The following is a 22368-nucleotide window of genomic DNA, read 5'->3' as shown; positions in this document are numbered from 1 at the left end:
TTAAGCCTCCCGGGTTAAATAATCACAGATCGACGCTGTTAGGCAGGATAACGAGATCGCGTACGGTCACGTTTTTCGAGCGCGTTACCATAAACAGCACCGACTCCGCGACTTCAATCGGCTGCATCAGACTGCCGTTGGCCAGCGCCTCTTCCATTTTTTCTTTCGGCCAGTCGTCAAGCAGGGCGGTTACTACCGGGCCCGGTAAGACGGCACCGACGCGCACGCCGTGCTGCGAAACCTGGCGGCGGGTGGTGTGTACAAAGGCCTGCACGGCGAATTTTGAGGCGGTGTAAATCGGTTCCCAGATGACCGGCACGACGCCGGCGATGGAGCTGGTAAAGATGATGTCACCGGACTTTTGCGCAATCATGTGCGGGAGTACGCTGCGCACGCAGCGGAAGGCGGCGTTAGTATTGAGATGCAGGACGCGATCCCAGACGTCCGGGTCGCCTTCGGCCACCGGTCCGCCGATGTAGGCACCGGCATTTGCATGGAAAATATCCAGTCGCCCGGTGAGATTGAGAATGCCGGCCAGAATATTATCGACCTGATCGGCCTGCATTAAATCCACCTGCAGCGCGAAGGCGTTTTCGCCGAGTTCAGCCACAATCTTAGTGAGTTTTTCGCCTTCCCGGTCGATCAGCACCACTTTGGCGCCCGCCGCGAGCAGGGTTCTGGCGCATTCGAGGCCGATACCGGATGCCGCACCGGTGACGGCGGCGACTTTACCATTGAGAGAAGTATTCATAGAGGATACAGAGTGGTTCATTTTATAATCCTTCATTGAGTCTGTTTGGTCAGTCGATCTGGTCCTCGATAAGCATGGGCCAGCGTTGATGTTATGCATGAAAAATTGTTAAGGTGTTGAATCAAAGCGTTATTTATAAATATGCGCTGAAAACTGAGCGATGAATAACGTCATTCGCCATGGAGCATAATGGTTGCTCAATCGATGAAGCTAATGTTGCGCCAGCTTCATCGATTGAGCAAGTGGGGAAATTAACAGCGAAATGAATTTGTGACGCAAGTTGGGAAAATGAAAAAAATCACTATCTACGATCTGGCGGAATTGTCCGGCGTTTCGGCCAGCGCGGTCAGTGCAATCCTCAATGGCAACTGGAAAAAACGGCGTATCAGCGCCAAACTTGCGGAAAAGGTGACGCGGATTGCTGAAGAGCAGGGCTACGCGATAAACCGCCAGGCCAGCATGCTGCGCAGTAAAAAATCGCATGTGATCGGCATGATTGTTCCCAAATACGACAACCGTTACTTCGGCTCCGTTGCGGAAAGCTTTGAAGAGATGGCGCGCGAGCGCGGTCTGCTGCCGATTATCACCTGTACCCGTCGTCGCCCTGAGCTGGAGATCGAAGCGGTGAAGGCGATGCTCTCCTGGCAGGTGGATTGGGTGGTAGCGACCGGGGCGACGAACCCGGATAAAATTACCGAGCTTTGTCAGCAGGCGGGGGTGCCTACCGTGAATCTCGATCTGCCGGGGACGCTTGCGCCGTCGGTCATTTCGGACAACTACGCCGGCGCCCGAGCGTTGACGGATAAGATCCTCGACAACAGCGCCAGGCGTCACGGCAGGCTGGCGCCGCTGACCTTCGTCGGCGGGCGCAGCAGCGACCACAATACCCTCGAACGTCTGCGCGGCTTTCGCGACGCGCACCAGGCGCGGGGCCTGAGCGTTCCCGATGAGAACGTGCTGGCTCCCGGTTATTCAAAGGGCAAAGTCGAGGCCTGTATGCAGGCCCGGTTCAGTACCCCGGAGGAACATCTGCAGGGGCTCTTCGTCAACTCGACGATTTCGCTGGAAGGGGTGGTCAGATGGCTGGCGCAGCTGGGATTAACCGGCACCGAGCAGCCGCCGATGGGCTGCTTCGACTGGGACCCGTTTGTCTATCTTCTCGGCCACGACATCGATATGGTGCAGCAGAATGTCCCGGCGATGCTGGAGGCGGTGTTCAGCATTATTGATGCCGGCGAGGCCCGCCAACAGCTGGTCGAGATCCCGCCGCTGCTGATCGGTAGCCGCGAACACCTCTGAGTCGTTGAGCGCGGCGGCGGCATGGCCTGCCGCTAGCGCGTCAGCAGCCAGCGGGCGGTGTGCTCATCCGTGACCAGGCCATTGATCCAGCCCCCCTTCAGCGCCGCCAGAATCGCCGGACGTTTATATTCTCCGCAGGCCACCGCAATGCGCGGGCACTGATTCTGGCGAATATCGTAGCTGGTGATCATCCGGTTGATATTACTCTCCACCACGCCGCCGTCGGCATCAATGAAGCGGCCGAGAATTTCGCCAATCCCGCCCTGGGCCGTCAGCTCATCCAGCTGCGCCTGGTTGATAAAGCCGTCTTTAAAGATGGGGCTGTTGGTGCCAAGCGGGCCGATGCCGACGAAAATCACGTCCGCCTGCTGCGCCACGCCTGAGACGTTGCGGAACAGGCGGCTGGTGCACCACATTTCATGTTCATCTACGGTTTGCGCGTAGCGCGGCGCGGGCCATTGATAATATTTGGCCTGGATTTTTCGCGCCAGCAGCAGAGGAACATCGTCGTAATAGTTGCACTGGCCGTCGGCGTCCATGGCGCTGATCAGCGCCACGCAGCGCGTATTCAGGCTGTCGAAGTCGATCCGCTGCATGGTCTTTTTCAGCGTCAGCCCGGAGCCGATGCCGATAATTTTCGCTTTATCATCCTGCAGATAGCGGGCCATCAGCTGGTAACAGCCGAAAGAGACGCTGTCCAGCGTGCTCTCTTCGCTCCACGCGGGAACGATATTGCAGTCGACCAGCCGGTATTTCTCCTGCAACAGCTGCGCGTAGTCGAGGCAGTTGGCCACCGGATGGTGAAGGCCGATCGAGACGATTCCCTCTTCTTTAGCGGCGGCGATCATTCGCTGTACCACCGGCCTTGAAGTCCCCAGCTGGCTGGCGATCTCGCTTTGATTCAGACCGGCAATATAGTACATCCATGCGGCGCGGACCTTCTGATCCAGCCTGATATCTTCTTCTTTACCCATGATTCCCTGCCTTAAGCGTATGGTCATAAACAGGCCCGGCCTCATTCGATCCGATAAAGGGTTCCCGCGGTCTCTGGCGTCAGGAGTCTGCATGGCGAATGATTCAGGTGATAGCCGCATTCTCGCCGCGGTTTTTAAATCAGGCAAGCTTTTGCTCTTATTTGGTCATTTGTAATTTTATTGGGTAATTGCTCTTTTGTGATCTATGGCTCTTATTTGAAACAAATGATCATCTACAGTGAGTCCCATCACTCAAGGAGATCAGAATATGAATCAGCAATTCACATGGCTTCACATCGGTCTGGGTTCATTTCATCGTGCGCACCAGGCGTGGTATCTGCATCGTTTGATCGCATCCGGCGATACGCGCTGGCATATCGCGGCGGGCAATATTCGTCAGGATGCCGAGCAGGTGGTTGAGGCGCTTATCGCCCAGAACGGGCGCTACGTTCTGGAAACCGTCAGCCCGGAAGGGGAGCGCGAATATGAAGAGATCGCCTCGATTCAAAAACTGCTGCCGTGGCAGAACGGACTGCAGCCGCTGATTGACGAAGGGGCAAACCCGCAGACCAAAGTTATCGCCTTTACCGTGACGGAAGGGGGGTACTACCTGAATACCAGCCATAAGCTGGAGACCAGCAATGCGGATTTAATTAGCGATCTGCAGGGGGGCTGCAAAACCATCTACGGCACCATCGCACGCATTCTGGAAAAACGCATGGCGGATAACGCCGGACCGCTGACGCTGCTCAACTGCGATAACGTTCGCCACAACGGCGAGCGCTTTCACGACGGGCTGGTGGAGTTTCTCCAGTTAACCGGCAAGCGGGCGGTAATAGCATGGCTGGCGGCGAATGCGACCTGCCCGAACACCATGGTGGACCGCATCACGCCGCGGCCAGCGGCCGATCTGCCGGCGCGCATCAAGGCGCAAACCGGTATTGACGATAAAGCGCCGGTGATGGGCGAGACCTTTATTCAGTGGGTGGTCGAAGATAATTTCCGCGCTGAGCGTCCGAACCTGGAGGCCGTCGGCGTGGAGATGGTTGACTCGGTTATCCCTTACGAAGAGGCTAAAATCCGCATTCTGAATGCGTCGCACAGCTGTATCGCGTGGGCCGGTACGTTAATGGGTCAACGCTATATCCACGAAAGCACGTTGACCGATTTTATTTACGCTATTGCCGACCGCTACGTCACCGAAGATGTGATTCCGTGCCTCGGCGACAACGGAATCGATCTGGCGACCTACCGCGACGTGGTCCTTAAGCGCTTCACCAACCCCTATATTCAGGACACCAACCAGCGGGTTGCGGCGGATGGGTTCTCAAAAATCCCGGCGATGATCGCCCCGACCCTACAGGAGTGCTATCAGCGCGGCGCCCGCCCGGAGGCGACGGCCATGCTGCCCGCGCTGTTCTTTGTCTTTATGGAACAGTGGCACAAAGGCACTCTGCCTTACGAATACCAGGATGGCATTCTCGATGCTCAGGCGGTCCATGAAATGTTTGAATCCAGCGACCCGATTGCGCTTTATGCCAAAGATCGGGCGCTGTTTGGTTCCCTGGCTGAACGGGCTGATTTCCTGGCGCTGATGCGCGAGAAGATTGCCGCCGTCTATTCCCTGATTCAGTAGGAGCGGGCTATGTACTTAGGCATCGATCTTGGCACCTCGGAAGTAAAAGCGCTGGTTATTGATGAGAATAATGCGGTTGTCGCCAGCCATAGCGCGCCGTTGACTATTCAGCGGCCTCATCCGCACTGGTCAGAACAGGCGCCGCAGGCGTGGTGGGAAGCCACGGAATATCTGGTCGCCACGCTGCGGGAAAAATGTGGCCATCACTGGTCCGCGATTAAGGCCGTTGGCCTCTCCGGGCAGATGCACGGGGCGGTACTGCTGGATAGCGGCGGGGAGGTGATCCGTCCGGCCATTTTGTGGAACGATACGCGCTGTGCCCAGGAGTGTCGTGAGCTGGAGGAGAGGGCGCCTGAGCTGCATCAGGTCGCCGGAAACCTGGCGATGCCGGGCTTCACCGCACCAAAACTGCTGTGGGTGCGCCGTCACGAGCCGGCAAACTTTCAGCGCACGGCAACGGTGATGCTGCCGAAGGATTATCTGCGCTACAAAATGACCGGTAAAAAAATCTCCGATATGTCGGATGCCGCCGGGACGCTGTGGCTGGACGTGGCGAAACGCGACTGGTCCGATGCGCTGCTGGATAAGTGTGGCCTGTCGCGCAGTCAGATGCCGACGCTGGTTGAAGGTTGCGAGGTGTCCGCCACCCTGGACCCGCAGGTTGCCGCGCGCTGGGGCCTGAATCCCTCGGTGGTGGTGGCCGGCGGCGGTGGCGATAACGCGGTCAGCGCGATCGGCGTCGGCGCGGTCTCGCCGGGCGATGCATTTATCTCGCTGGGTACTTCCGGGGTGTTGTTCGTGGTGACCGATGCCTATCGGCCGGCGCCGCAGTCGGCGGTGCACGCCTTCTGCCACGTCTTACCGAACCTGTGGCATCAGATGAGCGTGATGCTCAGCGCCGCCAGCTGCCTGCAGTGGTTCTGCCGTTTAACCAGTACCACCGAAGTGGCGCTGTTGGAAGAGATTGCCCAGTTGAGCGAGGAAGAGAAAGCCAACGCACCGTTCTTTCTGCCCTATCTTTCCGGGGAACGTACGCCGCATAACGATCCGGACGCGCGCGGAATGTTCTGGGGGATGACCCATTCCAGCCTACGTGCCCAGCTGGGTTACGCGGTGCTGGAGGGGGTGAGTTTCGGTATCAACGATGGCTTGCAGGTACTGAAAGAGAGCGGCACGCGGATTGAACAGTGTTCGCTGGTCGGCGGCGGCGCCCGCAGTCCGTTCTGGGCGCAGCTGCTGGCGGATATTCTTGCTATGCCGGTTGTGACCCACAAAGGCGGCGAAACCGGCGGTGCGCTGGGGGCGGCGCGGTTGGCCTGTCTGGCGGCAGGGAAACCGCTGGCTGCCGTCTGCGAAAAACCAGAGGTCTACCAGACCTGGCGCGCCGCGCCTGAACGCCATCACATTCTGATGCAACGCTATGCGCAATTTAAAGCGCTATATCTCAACGACCTGAATTACCGACATCACTGATTTTAATAATAAAAAATCCTCCGGTGGTTGCACCGGAGAGTCTTCCTGCACCCTGAAAACGAGGTCATTATGTCCGTGAATAGCAAACAGTGGTTCGGTCTGCCGCTGAATCTGATCTGGGGATACATCGCCATCGCCGTGTTTATGACCGGCGACGGCTTTGAGCTGGCTTTTCTCTCTCACTACATCAAGGAGCTGGGTTTCACCCCGGCCCAGGCTTCTTTCGCCTTTACCCTCTACGGCCTCGCCGCCGCCCTGTCGGCGTGGATCTCCGGCGTGGTCGCCGAGATCATCACCCCGCAGAAAACCATGCTGATCGGCTTTGTGCTGTGGTGCGTGTTCCACGTGCTGTTCCTGATTTTTGGCCTCGGCCACGCCAACTACCCGCTGATCCTGCTGTTCTACGGTATTCGCGGCTTTGCCTACCCGCTGTTCCTCTACTCCTTTATCGTCGCCATCGTGCACAACGTGAAAAGCGACGGCGCCAGCTCGGCGCTGGGCTGGTTCTGGGCGGTTTACTCAATTGGTATTGGCGTCTTTGGCAGCTATATCCCGAGCTTTACCATCCCGCATATTGGCGAGCTGGGCACCCTGTGGCTGGCGCTGGTGTTCTGCGTCACCGGCGGCATTATCGCCCTGGTCTCGCTGCGCCATATTCAGACGCCGCGCCATATGCAGAACCTTACCACCCGCGAGAAGTTTGCTGAGCTGGGGCGCGCCGCCACCCTGCTCTACACCAACCGCAATATTTTGCTTTCCAGCATGGTGCGCATCATCAACACCCTGTCGCTGTTTGGCTTTGCGGTGATCATGCCATTGATGTTTGTCGATGAGCTGGGCTTTACCACCTCCGAGTGGCTCCAGGTATGGGCGGCTTTCTTCTTCACCACCATTTTCTCCAACGTACTGTGGGGGATCCTCGGCGAGAAACTGGGCTGGATGAAAGTAGTGCGCTGGTTTGGCTGCATCGGGATGGCGCTGTCGAGTCTGGCGTTTTACTACATCCCGCAGCATTTCGGGCATAACTTTGCCATGGCGCTGGTGCCGGCGATTGCGCTGGGGATTTTCGTGGCGGCGTTTGTGCCGATGGCGGCGGTCTTCCCGGCGCTGGAGCCGCAGCATAAAGGGGCGGCCATTTCGGTCTACAACCTGTCGGCGGGGCTGTCCAACTTCCTGGCGCCGGCGATTGCGGTGGTGCTGCTGCCGTACTTCAGTACGATTGGGGTGGTGGTGGCGTACACCGCGCTGTATGTGCTGGCCTTTTTCCTCTGCGCCTATATTCGCGTCGAGCAGCCGGGCTTTACCCTGAAGCCTGTGCCTGCGCGCAAAAGCGTTGAGTTTTCCTGACACAGTTCCCGGGCTGACAGGCGAGTCCCGTCAGCCCGGTTTGAGGTAGAAGATGAGCATCAAAGCGGTTATTTTTGATATGGATGGGGTGATTATTGATTCAGAAGCCCTGTGGCGGCAGGCGCAACGGGAGGCGCTGGCCAGCTGGGGGGCGACGGTCAGCGAGGAGGAGTGTGAAACGCTGACGAAAGGTAAACGACTGGACGATATTGCCCGCGTGTGGTGTCGGCACTGCCGGCTGGCGATTGCGCCACAGCAGCTGGAAGCGCTCATTTTACAACGCATCGTTGGATTAATTACCGCCAAAGGAGCGGCGATGAGCGGCGTCAACGAGACATTGGCGCATTTTCGTGGCCTGGGCTACCGGATTGCGCTGGCGACCTCCTCATCTCACCAGGTGATTTCCGCGGTACTCGATAAGCTCTCTCTACGCTCCTGTTTTGATGTGATTTCCAGCGCCGATGATGAGGCGTGGGGCAAACCGCACCCGGCGGTCTACCTCTCGACCCTGGGCAAGCTGGGGCTGAGCGCCGGGGAGTGTCTGGTTATCGAGGACAGTTTTCATGGCTTTTGCGCGGCGCAGGCGGCGGGCATTGCCACGGTCGTGATTGCCCCAGACTGCCAGCATCCGCGTTTTGCCGCCGCCGTCGCCCGCCATCGCTCGTTACCGGAACTGCTGCAGACGCGCTCTGAACCTGCTCTGGCCCTCGGGTAACGACCTTATCGGTGAGCGCAGAAGCCCTGGAGATGTAAACGGTCTTTTAATCTCTTCGTTCTGCGCTCACTTTCCACCTGGTATTATTTCAGCAGCGCGCAGTCCGGCGGCAGGCGGCAGCGCAGGGCGCCCGGGAGAATTTCCATGCGGAAATGCTTACCGCTCAGCGGCTCGCCATCGAGGTTAAAGGTCATCTCGTGCGGCGCGGTGATTTCAAACCACGACGACACGCCGTCCACCAGGTTAGGGGAGTTGTCGGGGTTCGCCAGGGTAGTAAACAGCGCGGGGAGCAGCTCTTCGCCGGTAAAAACCCGCAAATGCAGCAGACCATCGTTAATCAGGGCCTGGGGGCAAAGCTGCTGACCGCCACCGGCCTGACGACCATTACCGATACCAATAACCAGCGCGTTTCCGCTCCAGCTAAAGTTTTCGCCGCGGATTTCGCAGCGGTCGGGTTTCAGGGTGTCCATACGCATCAGGCCATGAATCAGATAGGAGACGCCGCCCAGCGCGGCTTTGAGTTTTTCCGGCGTTTCGGTGGTGATCCGGGTGCCGAAGCCACCGGTTGCCATATTAATAAAGCCGGTTTTGTCATTCACTCGTGCCACGTCTATGGCGATATCGCGGCCGACGATCGCCAGTTTCAGGGCGCTGGCGAGATCTTGCGGGATCCCGACGCTGGTGGCGAAATCATTGGCGGTACCCAGCGGCAGAATACCGAGCGGCACCTGGCTCTGACGTTGGACCAGCGCCGTGGCGACCTCATTGATGGTGCCATCGCCGCCGCCGGCAATCACCGTCCCCACCTTAAGCTGCAGCGCTTCATCGACAAAACGGACGGCATCGCCTTTTTCCCAGGTCACACGGACATGGATGTCGACACCTTCCTCGCGCAACAGCGCGATCGCTTCGCGCAACTGCGGCTCGTTAGCTCCTTTGCCATTGAGAATCAGTAAGCTGGCTGGAAACACGGGCATAGTTATGGCTTCCTTTTTGTACGAGATGCAGAAAGTGTACCCCATGAAGGCGAGGATGGACATTTTGTAAAACCGGACGGCGGCGAGAAAAGAAGGAGCGCACAGCGGCGTGATAAAAAATAAGCCCGCGTAAGGGAGATTACGCAGGCTAAGGAGGTGGTTCCTGGTACAGCTAGCATTTATGGGTTATGTTTTTCAGCAGGATGGATGATACCCGCTTCAAACGAAGCGGTGTGTGATCCGTTTCTAATATCCGTGCATCCTGAAAAAATAACCCTGATAAACTAGTTGCTATGCGGATTTCTGGTCGTCTGACCAGTAAAGTTGCGCATCAGCAGAGCATACTGCAGCTCCATCTCTTCCGGCACAGGTAACCATACTGTATAGCCATCGCCAGGGGCGACCGGCATTGCCTCGCCTTTGGCATTCACCATATGTTCAAGGGTGAAGTTAACGTTGCCCTGCGGGGTCATTAGCTCAAGGCTGTCGCCGACGGAAAATTTATTCTTCACCGCCACGGCGGCCAGCTGGCCGTTGCGCTCGCCGGTAAATTCACCGACAAACTGCTGGCGCTCGGAGAGGGAATAACCGTACTCGTAGTTCTGATAGTCGTCATGGGTATGACGACGCAGGAAGCCTTCGGTGTAGCCGCGGTGGGCCAACCCTTCCAGCGTTTCCAGCAGGCTTTCGTCAAACGGTTTACCCGCCGCGGCGTCATCGATAGCCTTGCGGTAAACCTGAGCGGTGCGCGCGCAGTAATAGAACGATTTAGTGCGGCCTTCGATTTTCAGCGAGTGCACGCCCATCTGCGTCAGGCGCTCGACGTGCGCAATGGCGCGCAGGTCTTTGGAGTTCATGATGTAGGTGCCGTGTTCATCTTCGAAGGCGGTCATGTATTCGCCAGGCCGTTTGGCCTCTTCAATCATAAACACCCGGTCGGTTGGCGCGCCGATCCCCAGCGTCGGTTCGACGGTCTTGACCGGAATCGGCTCATGCTGGTGGACGATATTGCCGACGTCGTCTTCTTTGCCTTCCTGGACGTTATATTCCCAGCGGCAGGCGTTGGTGCAGGTGCCCTGGTTCGGATCGCGTTTGTTGATATAGCCCGAGAGCAGGCAGCGGCCGGAATAGGCCATGCACAGGGCGCCGTGGACGAAAATCTCGAGTTCCATCTCCGGGACCTGGCTGCGGATTTCGCCGATTTCATCCAGCGACAGTTCGCGGGAAAGAATGACCCGGCTCAGCCCCATCTGCTGCCAGAATTTAACGGTCGCCCAGTTAACGGCGTTGGCCTGGACCGACAGATGAATCTGCATATCGGGGAAGTTTTCCCGTACCAGCATGATCAAACCCGGATCGGACATAATCAGCGCGTCCGGCCCCATATCCACCACCGGCTTCAGATCGCGAATGAAGGTTTTCAGCTTGGCGTTGTGCGGCGCAATGTTGACGACCACGTAGAATTTTTTCCCCAGCTGATGGGCTTCATTGATGCCCAGCTGCAGGTTTTCATGGTTGAATTCGTTGTTGCGCACGCGCAGAGAGTAACGCGGCTGGCCAGCATAAACGGCGTCTGCGCCATAAGCGAAGGCGTAACGCATATTTTTCAGCGTTCCCGCCGGGGAAAGGAGTTCCGGTTTAAACATGATGTTCTCGTTCTGATGACAGGTCAGATTCGCCACACCTGATGCGGCGACTTGGGGAAGCACCGTTATGAACAGTGCCCACACATTAAGGGCGGGCATTGTAGCGCTGTGGGTAAGGAGAGTAAACCTTCCCCTTACCCCAATCTACCCGTGTGAAACGAGGAGGGGACCTACGCCAGGCGACAGGCGTCGGCCTCCCAGCGGTAGCCGACGCCGTAGACGGCGCGGATAAAGGACTGCTCGGCGTCCAGCGACTCCAGCTTACGCCGCAGGTTTTTGATATGGCTGTCGATCGTTCTGTCGGTCACCACCCGATAGTCATCATACAGATGATTGAGCAGCTGCTCGCGGGAGAAAACCTTGCCCGGCTCCTGCGACAGGGTTTTCAGCAGACGAAACTCGGCAGGAGTCAGATCCAGCAGCTTATCGCGCCATGAGGCCTGAAAACGGCCCTCATCGACAATCAGCGGGCTTTCCGCATCCAGCGCCAGCAGATCCCGGCGCGGCCGGCAGCGGCGGAGGATCGTTTTCACCCTGGCGACGACTTCGCGCGGGCTGTAGGGTTTGCAGATATAATCGTCGGCGCCGATCTCCAGCCCAAGCAGGCGATCGATTTCCTCAATTTTCGCCGTCACCATCACCACCGGAACGTCGGAAAAGCGACGGATCTCCCGACACAGCGTCAGGCCATCGGTTCCCGGCAGCATCAGATCTAACAAGATCAAATGCGGCGGGGTCTGGCGAACGTAAGGCAGGACCTTGTCGCCGTGATTAATCAGCGTTGGCGCATAACCTGCTGCGAACAGATAGTCGAGCAGCAACTGACCCAGTTTGGGTTCATCTTCCACGACAAGAATGCGTGGGGTATTTTCATCAACAGGTAATTCACTCATACGTCTCTCGGTGTATCACGTTCCAGAGGTAACTCTACTTTAATGCTAACCCCGCCAAAAGGCGAATGGTCGGCCCGTAAGGTGCCGCCGTGGGCAGCCACGATGTTGACACAAATAGCCAGCCCCAGTCCGGAGCCGCCGCTGGCGCGGTTGCGCGAACCTTCGGCACGATAAAAGCGCTCGCACAGCCGTTCCAGCTGTTGATCGCTGACGCCCGGACCGCTGTCGGCAAAATCAAGGATGATGCGACGGCCTGTCTGGCTGGCGCTGATCAGCAGACGTCCGCCGCTATCGGTATAGCGGAGGCTGTTTTCCAGCAGGTTATTAAAAAGCTGCATCAGGCGATCGCCGTCGCCAAATACCGTCGCGTTTTCCGGAAGCGAAACGGCGATGGTCAGCCCCCGGCTGGCAAAGCGTTCACGGAAAGCGCCCGCCGCGACTTCCAGCAGCGTAATGATATCCACGGAGGTTTTTTGATAGGCCAATGCGCCTTCGTCGGACATCGATAGCTGGTGTAGATCGTCGACCAGTTTGGTCAGGGTGGCGACCTCCGCCTGGAGCGAGGTCACGGAATCCGGGGTGAATTTGCGTACGCCGTCCTGAATCGCTTCCAGTTCGCCGCGCAGCACCGCCAGCGGGGTCCGCAGCTCATGAGAAATATCCGCCATCAGGTCGCGACGCATTTGCTGGTTGCGTTCCAGGGTGCTGGCGAGCTGGTTAAAATCCTGCGCCAGGCGGCCGAGTTCATCGCTGCTACTGACCGCCACGCGGGTGGTGAAATCTCCCGCCGCCAGGCGGTGGGTCCCTTCGACCAGACGTTTGACCGGTGCCAGCAGGCCGCGCGCCAGCGGGAAGGTTGCCAGCGCAGCAAGGATCGTCGACAGAGCAACAATCAGCCAGCTGGTGCGCTTTTGCTGACGGTCAAAGTTAATATCGGTATTGCGCGTCAGACGCTCGACCGGTGACGCGATAACCGCGCCCACCGACACGCCGTTAACCACAATGTTGCGACGGCTGCCGTCTTCAGGCACCCGCTCGCGCGGGCCAACCAGCACTCGTCCTTTCTGATCGACAACCCAGAAAAGCGTGCGCCAGCCGTGCGGGGGCATATCCGGGCCGGGGCCGCGTGGACCGTCCGGCGGAGGACCATCCGGCGGAGGACCATCGGTGTCAGGGGGGCCGATGTCCAGGCGGCCGTCAGGCGTGCCGCCGGCGTTTGTTTTGCGCCCGCCGGGGAAGCGATCGTCGTTATCGCGATCGAACGACTTTAACAGCTGGAAAATAAACCGATCGTTATTGCGCAGAAATTTCCAGTTGCCGTGCAGGGCATACTGCTCGCTCAGCGCATCGCCCAGCATCGTCAGCCGCTGTTCATTTCCGCGCTTGATATAATCGATAAATCCGCGTTCAAAACTGATGCGCACCGCCCAGTGCATGCTGATCAGCAGCACGATGCAGGTGGCCAAAATCGCCAGGAACAGCTTGCCGGTAATACCGGGACGCCATAGCTTCACGGCTCACTCCTTTTATGTCGGGCGATAGCGGTATTGCTTGCAGTATCATCCGGAACGCGGGAAAAAAGGCATGCCGGCAGCGCGATAATCACCGCCATGCTCAGATAGGTATAGAGAAAGACCTGATGGGTGGTGGCGGCATCGGCGCTGATATGCTGTTGACCAAACAGGCCGAGCAGCATCCCGGCGAGGGTCACGCCAATACTCATCGACAGCTGCATGACCATCGACAGCATGCTGTTGCCGCTGCTGGCGAGATCATCCGGCAAATCTTTCAGCGTCAGGGTGTTCATCGATGAAAAGCGGCTGGAGTTGATCATCCCCTGCACAAACAGCACCACCGGCAGCAGCCAGTACCAACCGGCCAGGGCGACGGCCATAAACAGCAGGCTAACCAGCGCGAGACCCACGGTCGCCACCATTAAGACGCGGCGGTAGCCAAAGCGGTTCACTACCTGCACCACGATACGTTTCATGCCCATGCTGCCAAGCACCATCGGAATCATCATCATCCCGGCGTGAAACGGCGTAAAGCCAAGGCCAATTTGCAGGAATACCGGCGTCATAAAGGGCAACATACCGCTGCCGATGCGCCCGGCAAAGCTGCCGCTGAGCCCGAGGGAGAAGGTGCGGTTGCGAAACAGGTTCAGGCTGAACAGGGCGTTGTCGTTGCCCCGGGCGTACCATAAATAGAGCACAATCGAGGCTACGCCAATGACCACCAGCGCGCTCAGCAGCAGCGGGGATATCCCCAGCCCTTTTTTACCGTCGAGCGCGAGGGTTAAGGTCGCCATCCCCAGCGCCAGCAGGATAAAGCCAAACATATCGAAGCGCCGGGTCTGCAGCGTGTAGTTCGGCATCAGCCACAAGGTGGCGATGGCGCCGATAATGCCCACCGGAATATTGATTAAGAAAATCCAGTGCCAGGAGGCGTATTCCACCAGCAGGCCGCCGAGGGCCGGGCCAAGCAGCGGGCCGACCTGGCCGGGGAGCGTAACAAAGGTCATGGCCGCCATATACTGGGCGCGCGGAACGATTTTCATCACCGTCAGGCGACCGACGGGTACCATCATGGCGCCGCCGACGCCCTGCAGTACGCGGGCCAGCACCAGCTGATCGAGGGTTGCGGCCTGGGCACAAAATAGCGACCCGAGCGTAAACAGAATGATGGCGCTAAAGAAGATATTGCGTACCCCCACCCGGTCCGCCAGCCAGCCGCTGGCCGGCAGCATAATCGCCACCGTCAGGACGTAGGAGACGATAACCATATGCATGTGCAGGGGGCTCTCCCCAAGGCTTTTAGCCATCGAGGGGAGGGCGGTATTCACGATGGTGGTGTCCAGCGACTGCATAAAGAAGCCGAAAGCCACTATCCATAATTGCCAGCGGACGCTGGAGGGCAGTTCTGTCATGTTATTCGCTTACCGGTTGGCTGAGTTTTCGCGAAAAACGCAACCGCAGACGGTCAAAGAACAGATAGACCACCGGCGTAGTGTAGAGGGTCAACAGCTGACTCATCACCAGCCCACCGACGATGGTGATCCCCAGCGGCTGACGCAGTTCCGAGCCGTCGCCGCCCGAGAGCACCAGCGGCAGGGCGCCAAACAGCGCCGCTAAGGTGGTCATCATAATCGGGCGGAAACGCAGCAGGCAGGCCTGGAAGATTGCCTCTTCCGGCGGCAGATTGCCGTTGCGCTGCGCCTCGAGGGCAAAGTCGACCATCATGATGGCGTTTTTCTTCACTATCCCAATTAATAGCATGATGCCGATCAGCGCAATCAGGCTAAACGGAGCGCCAAAGAGCTCCAGCGCCAGCAGCGCGCCTACCCCCGCCGAGGGGAGGGTGGAGAGAATCGTTAACGGATGCACATAGCTTTCGTAGAGGATCCCCAGCACGATATAGACCGTCGCAATGGCGGCCAGAATCAAAATAACCTGCGAGTTCATGGTCTGCTGGAAGACCTGCGCGGTGCCGGCATAGGAGCCCCGGACGCTGGAAGGCACTCCAAGCTGAGTCATCGCGCGGTTGATGGCATCGCTGGCTTCCGACAGCGATTTACCGGTCGGCAGGTTAAAGGAGATCGTCGACGCTGCCGACAATCCCTGGTGGTTGACCGACAGCGGCGCGTTAGCCGGCTGCCAGCGGGCGAAATAGGCGAGGGGGATCGGCTTACCTTCGCTGTTGATCACAAACATCTTATCCAGCGCGCTGACGTCCTGGGTATAAACCGGATCGACCTCCATCACCACTTTATACTGGTTCAGCGGCTGGTAAATCGTCGAGATCTGCCGCTGGCCGAAGGCGTTATTCAGCAGATTGTTGGCATCCTGAACGCTGATCCCAAGGCGCGACATGGTATCGCGATCGTAGATGAGGTCCATTTCGGCACCGTTATCCTGCTGGTCAGAGTTGACGTCCGCCAGTTCCGGCAGCGCGGCCAGCGCTTTACGAATCTTCGGTTCCCATTCGCGCAGCGCCGAAAGATCGTCTGACAGCAGGGTGTACTGATAGCTGGCGTTGGCCTGACGGCCGCCGACGCGAATATCCTGCACCGCCATTAAGAACAGGTTGGCGCCCGGTTCTTTCGCCAGTTTTTTACGCAGCCGGTCGATAATCTGCTGCGCCGTTTCATGTCGCTGGTCGCGAGGTTTAAGGGTGATAAACATCATCCCGCTGTTCACCCGTGAGCCGCCGGTAAAGCCGGTCACGTTATCCACCGCCGGATCTTCGCGGATGATCTGCATAAAGTCCTGCAGTTTGCCGCGCATCGCCTGGAAAGAGATACTCTGATCGGCCTGAATGCCGCCCATCAGCACGCCGGTATCCTGCTCCGGGAAGAAGGTTTTTGGAATAGAGATATAGAGCCAGACGCTGAGCGCCATGGTCCCCAACAGCACCAGACCGGTCATGCGGCTGTGTCTGAGGACCCATTTCAGCGATTTACCGTAGCCGCCCTGCACGGCGACCAGCAGGCGGCCGAAACCGCGGTTACGCGTGGGTTGAGAAGGTTTACCGCTCTTCAGCAGCCAGCCGCACATCATCGGCGTCAGGGTAAGGGAGACCGCCAGCGAGATGCCGATCGCCACCGATAAGGTGACGGCGAATTCGCGTAGCAGCCGCCCCGGCAGGCCGCCCATCAGCAGCAGCGGTAAAAAGACCGCCACCAGCGAGAGACTCATCGACAGCACGGTGAAGCCGACTTCACGGCTCCCCTGCAGCGCCGCCTGCAGCGGTTTCATCCCGGCCTCAAGATGGCGGGAGATATTTTCCAGCACCACGATAGCATCGTCGACGACGAAGCCGGTGGCGATGGTCAGGGCCATCAGCGACAGGTTGTTGAGGCTAAAGTCGCAAAGGTACATGGCCGCAAAGGTACCAATCAGCGAGACCGGCACCGCCACCGCCGGGATCAGCGTGGCTCTGCCGGAGCGCAGAAACAGGAACACCACGAGGATCACCAGCGCCACCGAGATCACCAGCGTCTGCTCGACTTCCTCCAGCGAGGCGCGGATGGTCGGCGAGCGGTCCTGGGCGATTTGCAGGTCGATAGCCGCCGGAATGGTTTTTTGCAGATCCGGCAGGCGGGCGCGAATGCTGTCGACCGTCTGGATGATATTGGCTTCCGGCAGCTTGCGGATCATCAGCAAAATTGCCGGCTTCGCGTTGGTCATCCCGGCGTTACGCACATCCTGCACCGAATCGCTGATCTGCGCGACGTCGCCAAGACGCACCGCCGCGCCGTTGTTGTAGTGTACGATCAGCGGCTGGTATTCCGCGGCGGTTTTGAGCTCATCGTTCGTTTGTACCTGCCAGCGCGAGCTGTGATCTTCCAGCGCCCCCTGCGGTCTACGGACGTTGGCGTTATCGATAGCGGTGCGCACGGCGTCCAGCGACACGCCCTGGTTAAACAGCGCCTGCGGGTTGAGGTCGACGCGCACCGCGGGCAGCGAGCTGCCGCCCACGTCGACGTCGCCAACGCCGTCAATCTGGGCGATGGTTTGCGCCAGTTGAGTCGAGGCAAAATCGTACAGCTCGCCCTGGGAGTAGGTATCCGAGGTGAGCGTGAGGATCATAATCGGCGCATCGGATGGGTTGGCCTTGCGATAGGTCGGGCGGCTTGGCATGCCGCTCGGCAGCAGGCTTTGCGCGGCGTTGATCGCCGCCTGCACATCGCGGGCGGCGCCGTTAATATCGCGGTCGAAATTGAACTCCATAATAATGCGCGTGCTGCCCAGCGAACTGGTGGAGGTCATTTCCGACACGCCGGCGATCCGGCCGAGCGAGCGTTCAAGCGGCGTGGCCACCGACGAGGCCATGGTTTCCGGCGACGCGCCGGGCAGCGAGGCGCTGATCATGATCACCGGGAAATCCACCTGCGGCAGCGGGGCGACCGGCAGCAGACGGAAACCGAGTACCCCGCACAGGGTGATGGCGAGCGAAATCAGAATCGTCGCCACCGGGCGGTAAATGAAGAGGGCGAAAAACTTCATTTACGCCTCCTCCTCATGCCGTGGGAAGCGGCTCTTGATATACAGCGACAGGCGGTCGAAGAGCAGATAGATAACCGGGGTGGTGAACAGCGTCAGCACCTGGCTTAACATCAGACCGCCCACCATACCGATACCCAGAGGACGCCGTAGCTCGGCGCCGACGCCGGTGCTCAGCATCAGCGGCAGCGCGCCGAGCAGAGCGGCAAGCGTGGTCATCAGAATCGGGCGAAAACGCAGCAGGCAGGCCTGATAAATCGCCTCACGTGGCGGCATGCCCTGTTCGCGTTCGGCGGCCAGCGCAAAGTCGATCATCATGATGGCGTTCTTCTTGACGATACCAATCAGCAGGATAATCCCGATAATGGCGATAACGTCCAGCTCGCTGCCTGCCAGCCACAGCGCCAGCAGCGCGCCGACGCCGGCGGTCGGTAAGGTCGACAGAATGGTTATCGGGTGGATAAAGCTTTCATACAGCACGCCGAGCACGATATACATCGCCACGACCGCCGCCACCACCAGCCAGACGGTGTTGCCGAGCGCCGACTGGAAGGCGAGGGTGCTGCCCTGGAACTGGGTGCGGATATCGGTCGGCAAATCCAGCGCCTGTTCGGCGGCGAGGATGGCGTCGACCGCATCGCCCAGCGAGTAGTTATCCGGGACGTTGAACGAAATGGTGGTCACCGGGAACTGATCGAGATGGTTAATCGACAGCGGCGCGAAGCGCTGCTCGACGCTGGCGATGGACTTCAGCGGCACGATGCCGCCCCCGCTGCTGGTCAGGCGAATATTGTCCAGCGCCGCCAGCCCCGGCGTCTCCCGGGTGTCATGCTCCAGCACCACGCGATACTGGTTGGCCTGAGTGTAGATGGTCGAGATCAGCCGCTGGCCGAAGGCGTTATACAGCGCATTATCGACATCGGCCATGCTGATGCCGAGACGGCTGGCGCTGTCGCGATCGACTTTGATATAGGCGGCGAGGCCCTTATCCTGCCAGTCGCTGCTGACGTCGGAGAGCTGCGGAAGCGCCTGGAGACGCGTCAGCAGCTGCGGCACCCAGTTACTGAGGGCATCCAGCGAGTTCGCCTGCAAGGTGAACTGATACTGGGTCCGGCTGACGGTGGTATCGATAGTCAGATCCTGCGTCGGCTGTAGGTAGAGCTCGACGCCGGGGATCCCGTCCACCGATTTTTGCAGGCGGCTAATCACGGCCTGCACACGGTCGTCGCGTTCATCCAGCGGTTTGAGGTTAATCTGCAGGCGGGCGCTATTCAGCGCCGGGTTGGTGCCGTCCACCCCGACGTAGGAGGTCAGGCTCTCGACGGCCGGGTCTTTGAGGATCGCCGCGGAAACCTGCTCCTGGCGCTGCGCCATATTCGCAAACGAAGCGGACTGCGGAGCCTGTAACGTCCCCTGAATAATGCCGTTGTCCTGAATCGGGAAGAAGCCTTTCGGAATGAAGACCCACAGCATGATTGACAGCACCAGCGTGCCTAAGGCCACGCTCAGGGTCAGCCACGGGTGATTCAGCACCCGGCTAAGCATCCGACCATACGCGGCAATGACCCGCTCGAAGAAGCGCTCGCTGGCCCGCGAGAAGCGGTTTTGCTTACGCAGCGACTCGTGACTGAGCATGCGCGCGCACATCATTGGCGTCAGCGTCAGCGAGACGACGGCGGAAATTAATATTGCCACCGCGAGGGTAATAGCAAACTCGCGGAACAGCCGGCCGACGATATCGCCCATAAACAGCAGCGGGATCAGCACCGCAATCAGCGAGAAGGTCAACGAGATGATGGTAAAGCCGATCTCTCCGGCACCTTTCAGCGCGGCGGCGAGCGGTTTTTCGCCCTTTTCGATATAGCGCGAGATGTTTTCGATCACCACGATGGCGTCATCGACAACGAAGCCGGTGGCGATAGTGAGCGCCATCAGCGTCAGGTTGTTGATCGAGAAGTCGAGGAACACCATCACCGCGAAGGTGCCCACCAGCGACAGCGGCACGGCGACGCCGGGGATAATGGTCGCCGGTACGTTGCGCAGGAACAGGTAGATGATCATCACCACCAGCGCAATCGCCAGCATCAGCTCAAACTGGGTATCGCTCACCGACGCGCGAATGTTGGTGGTGCGGTCGGAAAGGACCTGCACCTTGACCGACTTCGGCAGGCTCTCGGTCAGCTGCGGCAGCATCTGACGCACGCTATCGGCGGTGGCGATGATGTTCGCTCCCGGCTGGCGTTGAACGTTCATGACGATCGCCTGCTGGTTGTTCGCCCATGCGCCGAGCCAGCTGTTTTCCGCCCCTTGCTCAATGGTAGCGACATCGCCGAGACGAATCGGCGCGCCGTTCTGCCAGGCGACGATCAGGCGGCGATAATCTTCCGCCGACTGCATCTGATCGTTAGCGGAGAGGGTCACGGCGCGGGAAGGGCCGTCAAGGCTGCCTTTGGCCGAGTTGACGTTGGCGCTGGTGATAGCGGTGCGGATGGTTTCGCTGGTCAGCCCCAGCGCGGCAATCGCCTGCGCATTGAGCTTCACGCGGACCGCCGGGCGTTGACCGCCCGCGAGGGTCACCAGCCCGACGCCGGAGACCTGGGAAATTTTCTGCGCCACGCGGGTCTCCACCATATCTTCCACCTGGGTCATCGGAATGGCGGAAGAGGTGACCGCGAGGGTCATGATTGGCGGATCGGCCGGGTTGACTTTACTGTACACCGGCGGGTTCGGCAGGTCGGATGGCAGCAGGTTGGTGGCGGCGTTGATCGCGGCCTGGACCTCCTGTTCGGCCACGTCCAGCGGCAGGGTAAGCTGGAACTGGAGCGTGACCACCGAGGCGCCGCCGGAACTTTGCGACGACATCTGCTTCAGGCCCGACATCTGGCCAAACTGGCGTTCCAGCGGGGCGGTAATCGCCGATGTGACGACGTCCGGACTGGCGCCGGGATAGAGGGTGACTACCTGAATGGTCGGATAATCCACTTCCGGCAAGGCGGAAACCGGCAGGAATCGATAGCCGATGATCCCCGCCAGCATAATCGCCACCATCAGCAGCGTGGTGGCGACCGGGCGCAGAATAAACAGTCGGGAAGGGCCGCCCGTACTGCTCGGGGGTAATACCTGCATCAGGAGCGCGCTCCTTTATGGCCATACTCACGGCTGGTGGCTTTCTCCGCCGCGGCCGCCGGCGCGCTGTGCGGGTCCACCACTTCCACTTTTGCCCCTTCGGTCAGACGATCGATACCGTCAGTAACCACCCGGTCACCCGCCGACAGCCCGGCGGTAATCACCACCTTCAGACTGTCCTGAATACCCGGCGTGACGGTGTGCTTGCTGACTTTATTCTCATCGTTCAATACCCAGACGAAATGGCCTTCATTGCCCATCTGCAGTGCGGCAGTCGGGATGACGATGGCGTTCTGTTCCGTGTCTACCAGCATACGGGCGTTCACGAACTGGTTCGGGAACAGGGTGTCGTCCTGGTTGTTAAAGCGCGCTTTCAGTTTGATGGTCCCGGTGGTGGCGTCAATCTGGTTATCCAGACTCAGCAGCGACCCTTCGCTGATTTTTTGTTTGTTGGTCCGGTCCCAGGCCTCAACCTGCAGCGTTTTCCCGGCTTTCTGCGCCTGGACAACGGTCGCGATATCATTTTCCGGCAGCGTGAAGACCAAATCGATTGGGTGGGTTTGGGTTAACACCACGATGCCGGTGGTATCGCTGCTTGAAATCTGATTGCCGATATCCACCTGTTTTAAGCCAACGCGGCCGTCAATCGGCGCGGTGATGCGGCTCCAGTTCAGCTGCAGCTGGGCGCTGGCCACGGCGGCTTCGTCGGCTTTGATGGTGCCTTCCGTTTCGCTGACCAGCGACTGCTGGGTATCCAGCTCCTGGCGGGAAACAAGATTGCTCTTCACCAGCTGTTGATAGCGGGCGAGATCGCGTCGGGCGTTAGCGAGCGTGGCTTTATCTTTCGCCAACTGGCCCTGGGCCTGCGCCAGCGCGACTTTAAACTGACTGGGGTCGATTTCGGCGAGCAGATCGCCCGCTTTGACCTGCTGGCCTTCCTGGAAGTGGATAGCTAACAGCTGGCCATCCACCCGGCTGCGTACGGTCACCGTGTTGGCTGCCGTCACCGTACCGAGGCCGCTGAGATAGCGAGGCACCGATTCGCTGGTGGCTGTTGCCGCCTGAACCGGTGCCAGGGCCGCGCCGAAGCGGCCATGGCGACCGCCGCCTGGCGCCTGCGGCTGTGAGCCATTTGCCGCCGCAGGCGTAGCGTTTGTCGCTTCACGACTCTGCCAGAACCAGTACCCGGCACCGGCAATGACGATGACCGCCAGCGCGATGCCCCAACGGAGTGTATGACTGCCTTTCATTAATTTGCTATCTCATCCTGAAACGTTTCGCGAAATGATACTAGTTTAGTGACCAAACGCCCCGCAAAAATGGAGGAATTATGAAAAGACTGTTGAGATATGTCTGGATAAAACGCTTTTCGATGAGCTGGTTAGGCTAAAAAAGAGGGCAAAACTGACCCGTCATTCGCCGTAGCCTGCGCGTTTGCTCCAGGTTCTGGCTGGACGAGGCGATTTTTCATGTCTGGTATAACCGCCCTGACGCCATTATTATCAAGATTATAGATTTGTACTGCAGGG

At 59.1% G+C, this 22368-nt stretch carries 15 protein-coding genes; 5 read left to right on the top strand and 10 right to left on the bottom strand.

The window, feature by feature from the left end:
* Positions 1-22: 22 nt before the first annotated feature.
* The gene (locus tag ROR01S_RS02145; protein WP_004864656.1) at positions 23-772 is read right to left on the bottom strand and encodes an SDR family oxidoreductase; all 750 of its coding nucleotides are present in this window, start codon (positions 770-772) and stop codon (positions 23-25) included.
* Positions 773-1039: 267 nt separating this feature from the next.
* Here ROR01S_RS02145 and ROR01S_RS02140 point away from each other — a divergent pair, with 267 nt between their 5' ends.
* Entirely contained in the window at positions 1040-2050 is a 1011-nt protein-coding gene (locus tag ROR01S_RS02140) for a LacI family DNA-binding transcriptional regulator (protein ID WP_004864654.1), read from the top strand.
* Between the two features lie 32 nt (positions 2051-2082).
* Here ROR01S_RS02140 and ROR01S_RS02135 read toward each other — a convergent pair whose 3' ends face one another.
* Positions 2083-3024, bottom strand: coding sequence for a sugar-binding transcriptional regulator (locus ROR01S_RS02135; RefSeq protein ID WP_032717927.1), 942 nt, complete (start codon positions 3022-3024; stop codon positions 2083-2085).
* Positions 3025-3292: 268 nt separating this feature from the next.
* On the opposite strand from ROR01S_RS02135, the gene dalD reads away from it, so the two are divergent.
* From dalD to ROR01S_RS02115, 4 genes are all read left to right on the top strand, one after another.
* Positions 3293-4660: a D-arabinitol 4-dehydrogenase gene (dalD, locus tag ROR01S_RS02130; protein ID WP_044350119.1), complete on the top strand. Its 1368-nt coding sequence runs from the start codon at positions 3293-3295 to the stop codon at positions 4658-4660.
* A 9-nt stretch (positions 4661-4669) separates the two neighbouring features.
* Positions 4670-6133, top strand: a complete 1464-nt coding sequence (gene xylB, locus ROR01S_RS02125) for a xylulokinase (RefSeq protein WP_015583873.1) — start codon at positions 4670-4672, stop codon at positions 6131-6133.
* 69 nt (positions 6134-6202) lie between these two features.
* Complete coding sequence (locus ROR01S_RS02120; RefSeq protein ID WP_064356845.1) at positions 6203-7480, top strand: RbtT/DalT/CsbX family MFS transporter; 1278 nt, start codon at positions 6203-6205, stop codon at positions 7478-7480.
* Positions 7481-7532: 52 nt separating this feature from the next.
* Positions 7533-8195 (top strand): HAD family hydrolase, encoded by a 663-nt coding sequence (locus ROR01S_RS02115; protein ID WP_015583875.1) that lies wholly within the window; start codon positions 7533-7535, stop codon positions 8193-8195.
* Between the two features lie 83 nt (positions 8196-8278).
* Here the strand turns inward: ROR01S_RS02115 and yegS are convergent, their stop codons facing one another.
* The 8 genes from yegS to ROR01S_RS02075 form a co-directional block, all read right to left on the bottom strand.
* Entirely contained in the window at positions 8279-9172 is an 894-nt protein-coding gene (yegS, locus tag ROR01S_RS02110; RefSeq protein ID WP_015583876.1) for a lipid kinase YegS, read from the bottom strand.
* A gap of 284 nt (positions 9173-9456) precedes the next feature.
* Positions 9457-10818 carry a prephenate-dependent tRNA uridine(34) hydroxylase TrhP gene (trhP, locus tag ROR01S_RS02105; RefSeq protein WP_015583880.1) on the bottom strand — a complete coding sequence of 454 codons (1362 nt, stop codon included), beginning with the start codon at positions 10816-10818 and terminating at the stop codon, positions 9457-9459.
* 170 nt (positions 10819-10988) lie between these two features.
* Positions 10989-11711 (bottom strand): envelope stress response regulator BaeR, encoded by a 723-nt coding sequence (gene baeR / locus ROR01S_RS02100; RefSeq protein WP_004864635.1) that lies wholly within the window; start codon positions 11709-11711, stop codon positions 10989-10991.
* Positions 11708-13225, bottom strand: a complete 1518-nt coding sequence (baeS, locus tag ROR01S_RS02095) for an envelope stress sensor histidine kinase BaeS (RefSeq protein ID WP_015583881.1) — start codon at positions 13223-13225, stop codon at positions 11708-11710. Before baeS ends, baeR begins: the two co-directional genes overlap by 4 nt.
* Positions 13222-14637 carry an MFS transporter gene (locus ROR01S_RS02090; RefSeq protein ID WP_032717919.1) on the bottom strand — a complete coding sequence of 472 codons (1416 nt, stop codon included), beginning with the start codon at positions 14635-14637 and terminating at the stop codon, positions 13222-13224. The genes baeS and ROR01S_RS02090 overlap by 4 nt, the downstream gene beginning before the upstream one ends.
* Before the next feature lies 1 nt (position 14638).
* Positions 14639-17716: a multidrug efflux RND transporter permease subunit MdtC gene (mdtC, locus tag ROR01S_RS02085; protein ID WP_015583883.1), complete on the bottom strand. Its 3078-nt coding sequence runs from the start codon at positions 17714-17716 to the stop codon at positions 14639-14641.
* Positions 17717-20839 carry an MdtB/MuxB family multidrug efflux RND transporter permease subunit gene (locus tag ROR01S_RS02080; protein ID WP_032717917.1) on the bottom strand — a complete coding sequence of 1041 codons (3123 nt, stop codon included), beginning with the start codon at positions 20837-20839 and terminating at the stop codon, positions 17717-17719.
* Positions 20839-22089, bottom strand: coding sequence for an MdtA/MuxA family multidrug efflux RND transporter periplasmic adaptor subunit (locus tag ROR01S_RS02075; RefSeq protein WP_015583885.1), 1251 nt, complete (start codon positions 22087-22089; stop codon positions 20839-20841). The genes ROR01S_RS02080 and ROR01S_RS02075 overlap by 1 nt, the downstream gene beginning before the upstream one ends.
* Between the last annotated feature and the right edge of the window lie 279 nt (positions 22090-22368).

The sequence above is a fragment of the Klebsiella ornithinolytica NBRC 105727 = ATCC 31898 genome (assembly GCF_001598295.1).
Classification (GTDB): domain Bacteria; phylum Pseudomonadota; class Gammaproteobacteria; order Enterobacterales; family Enterobacteriaceae; genus Klebsiella; species Klebsiella ornithinolytica.
This window is presented reverse-complemented; position numbering and strand designations above follow the sequence as displayed.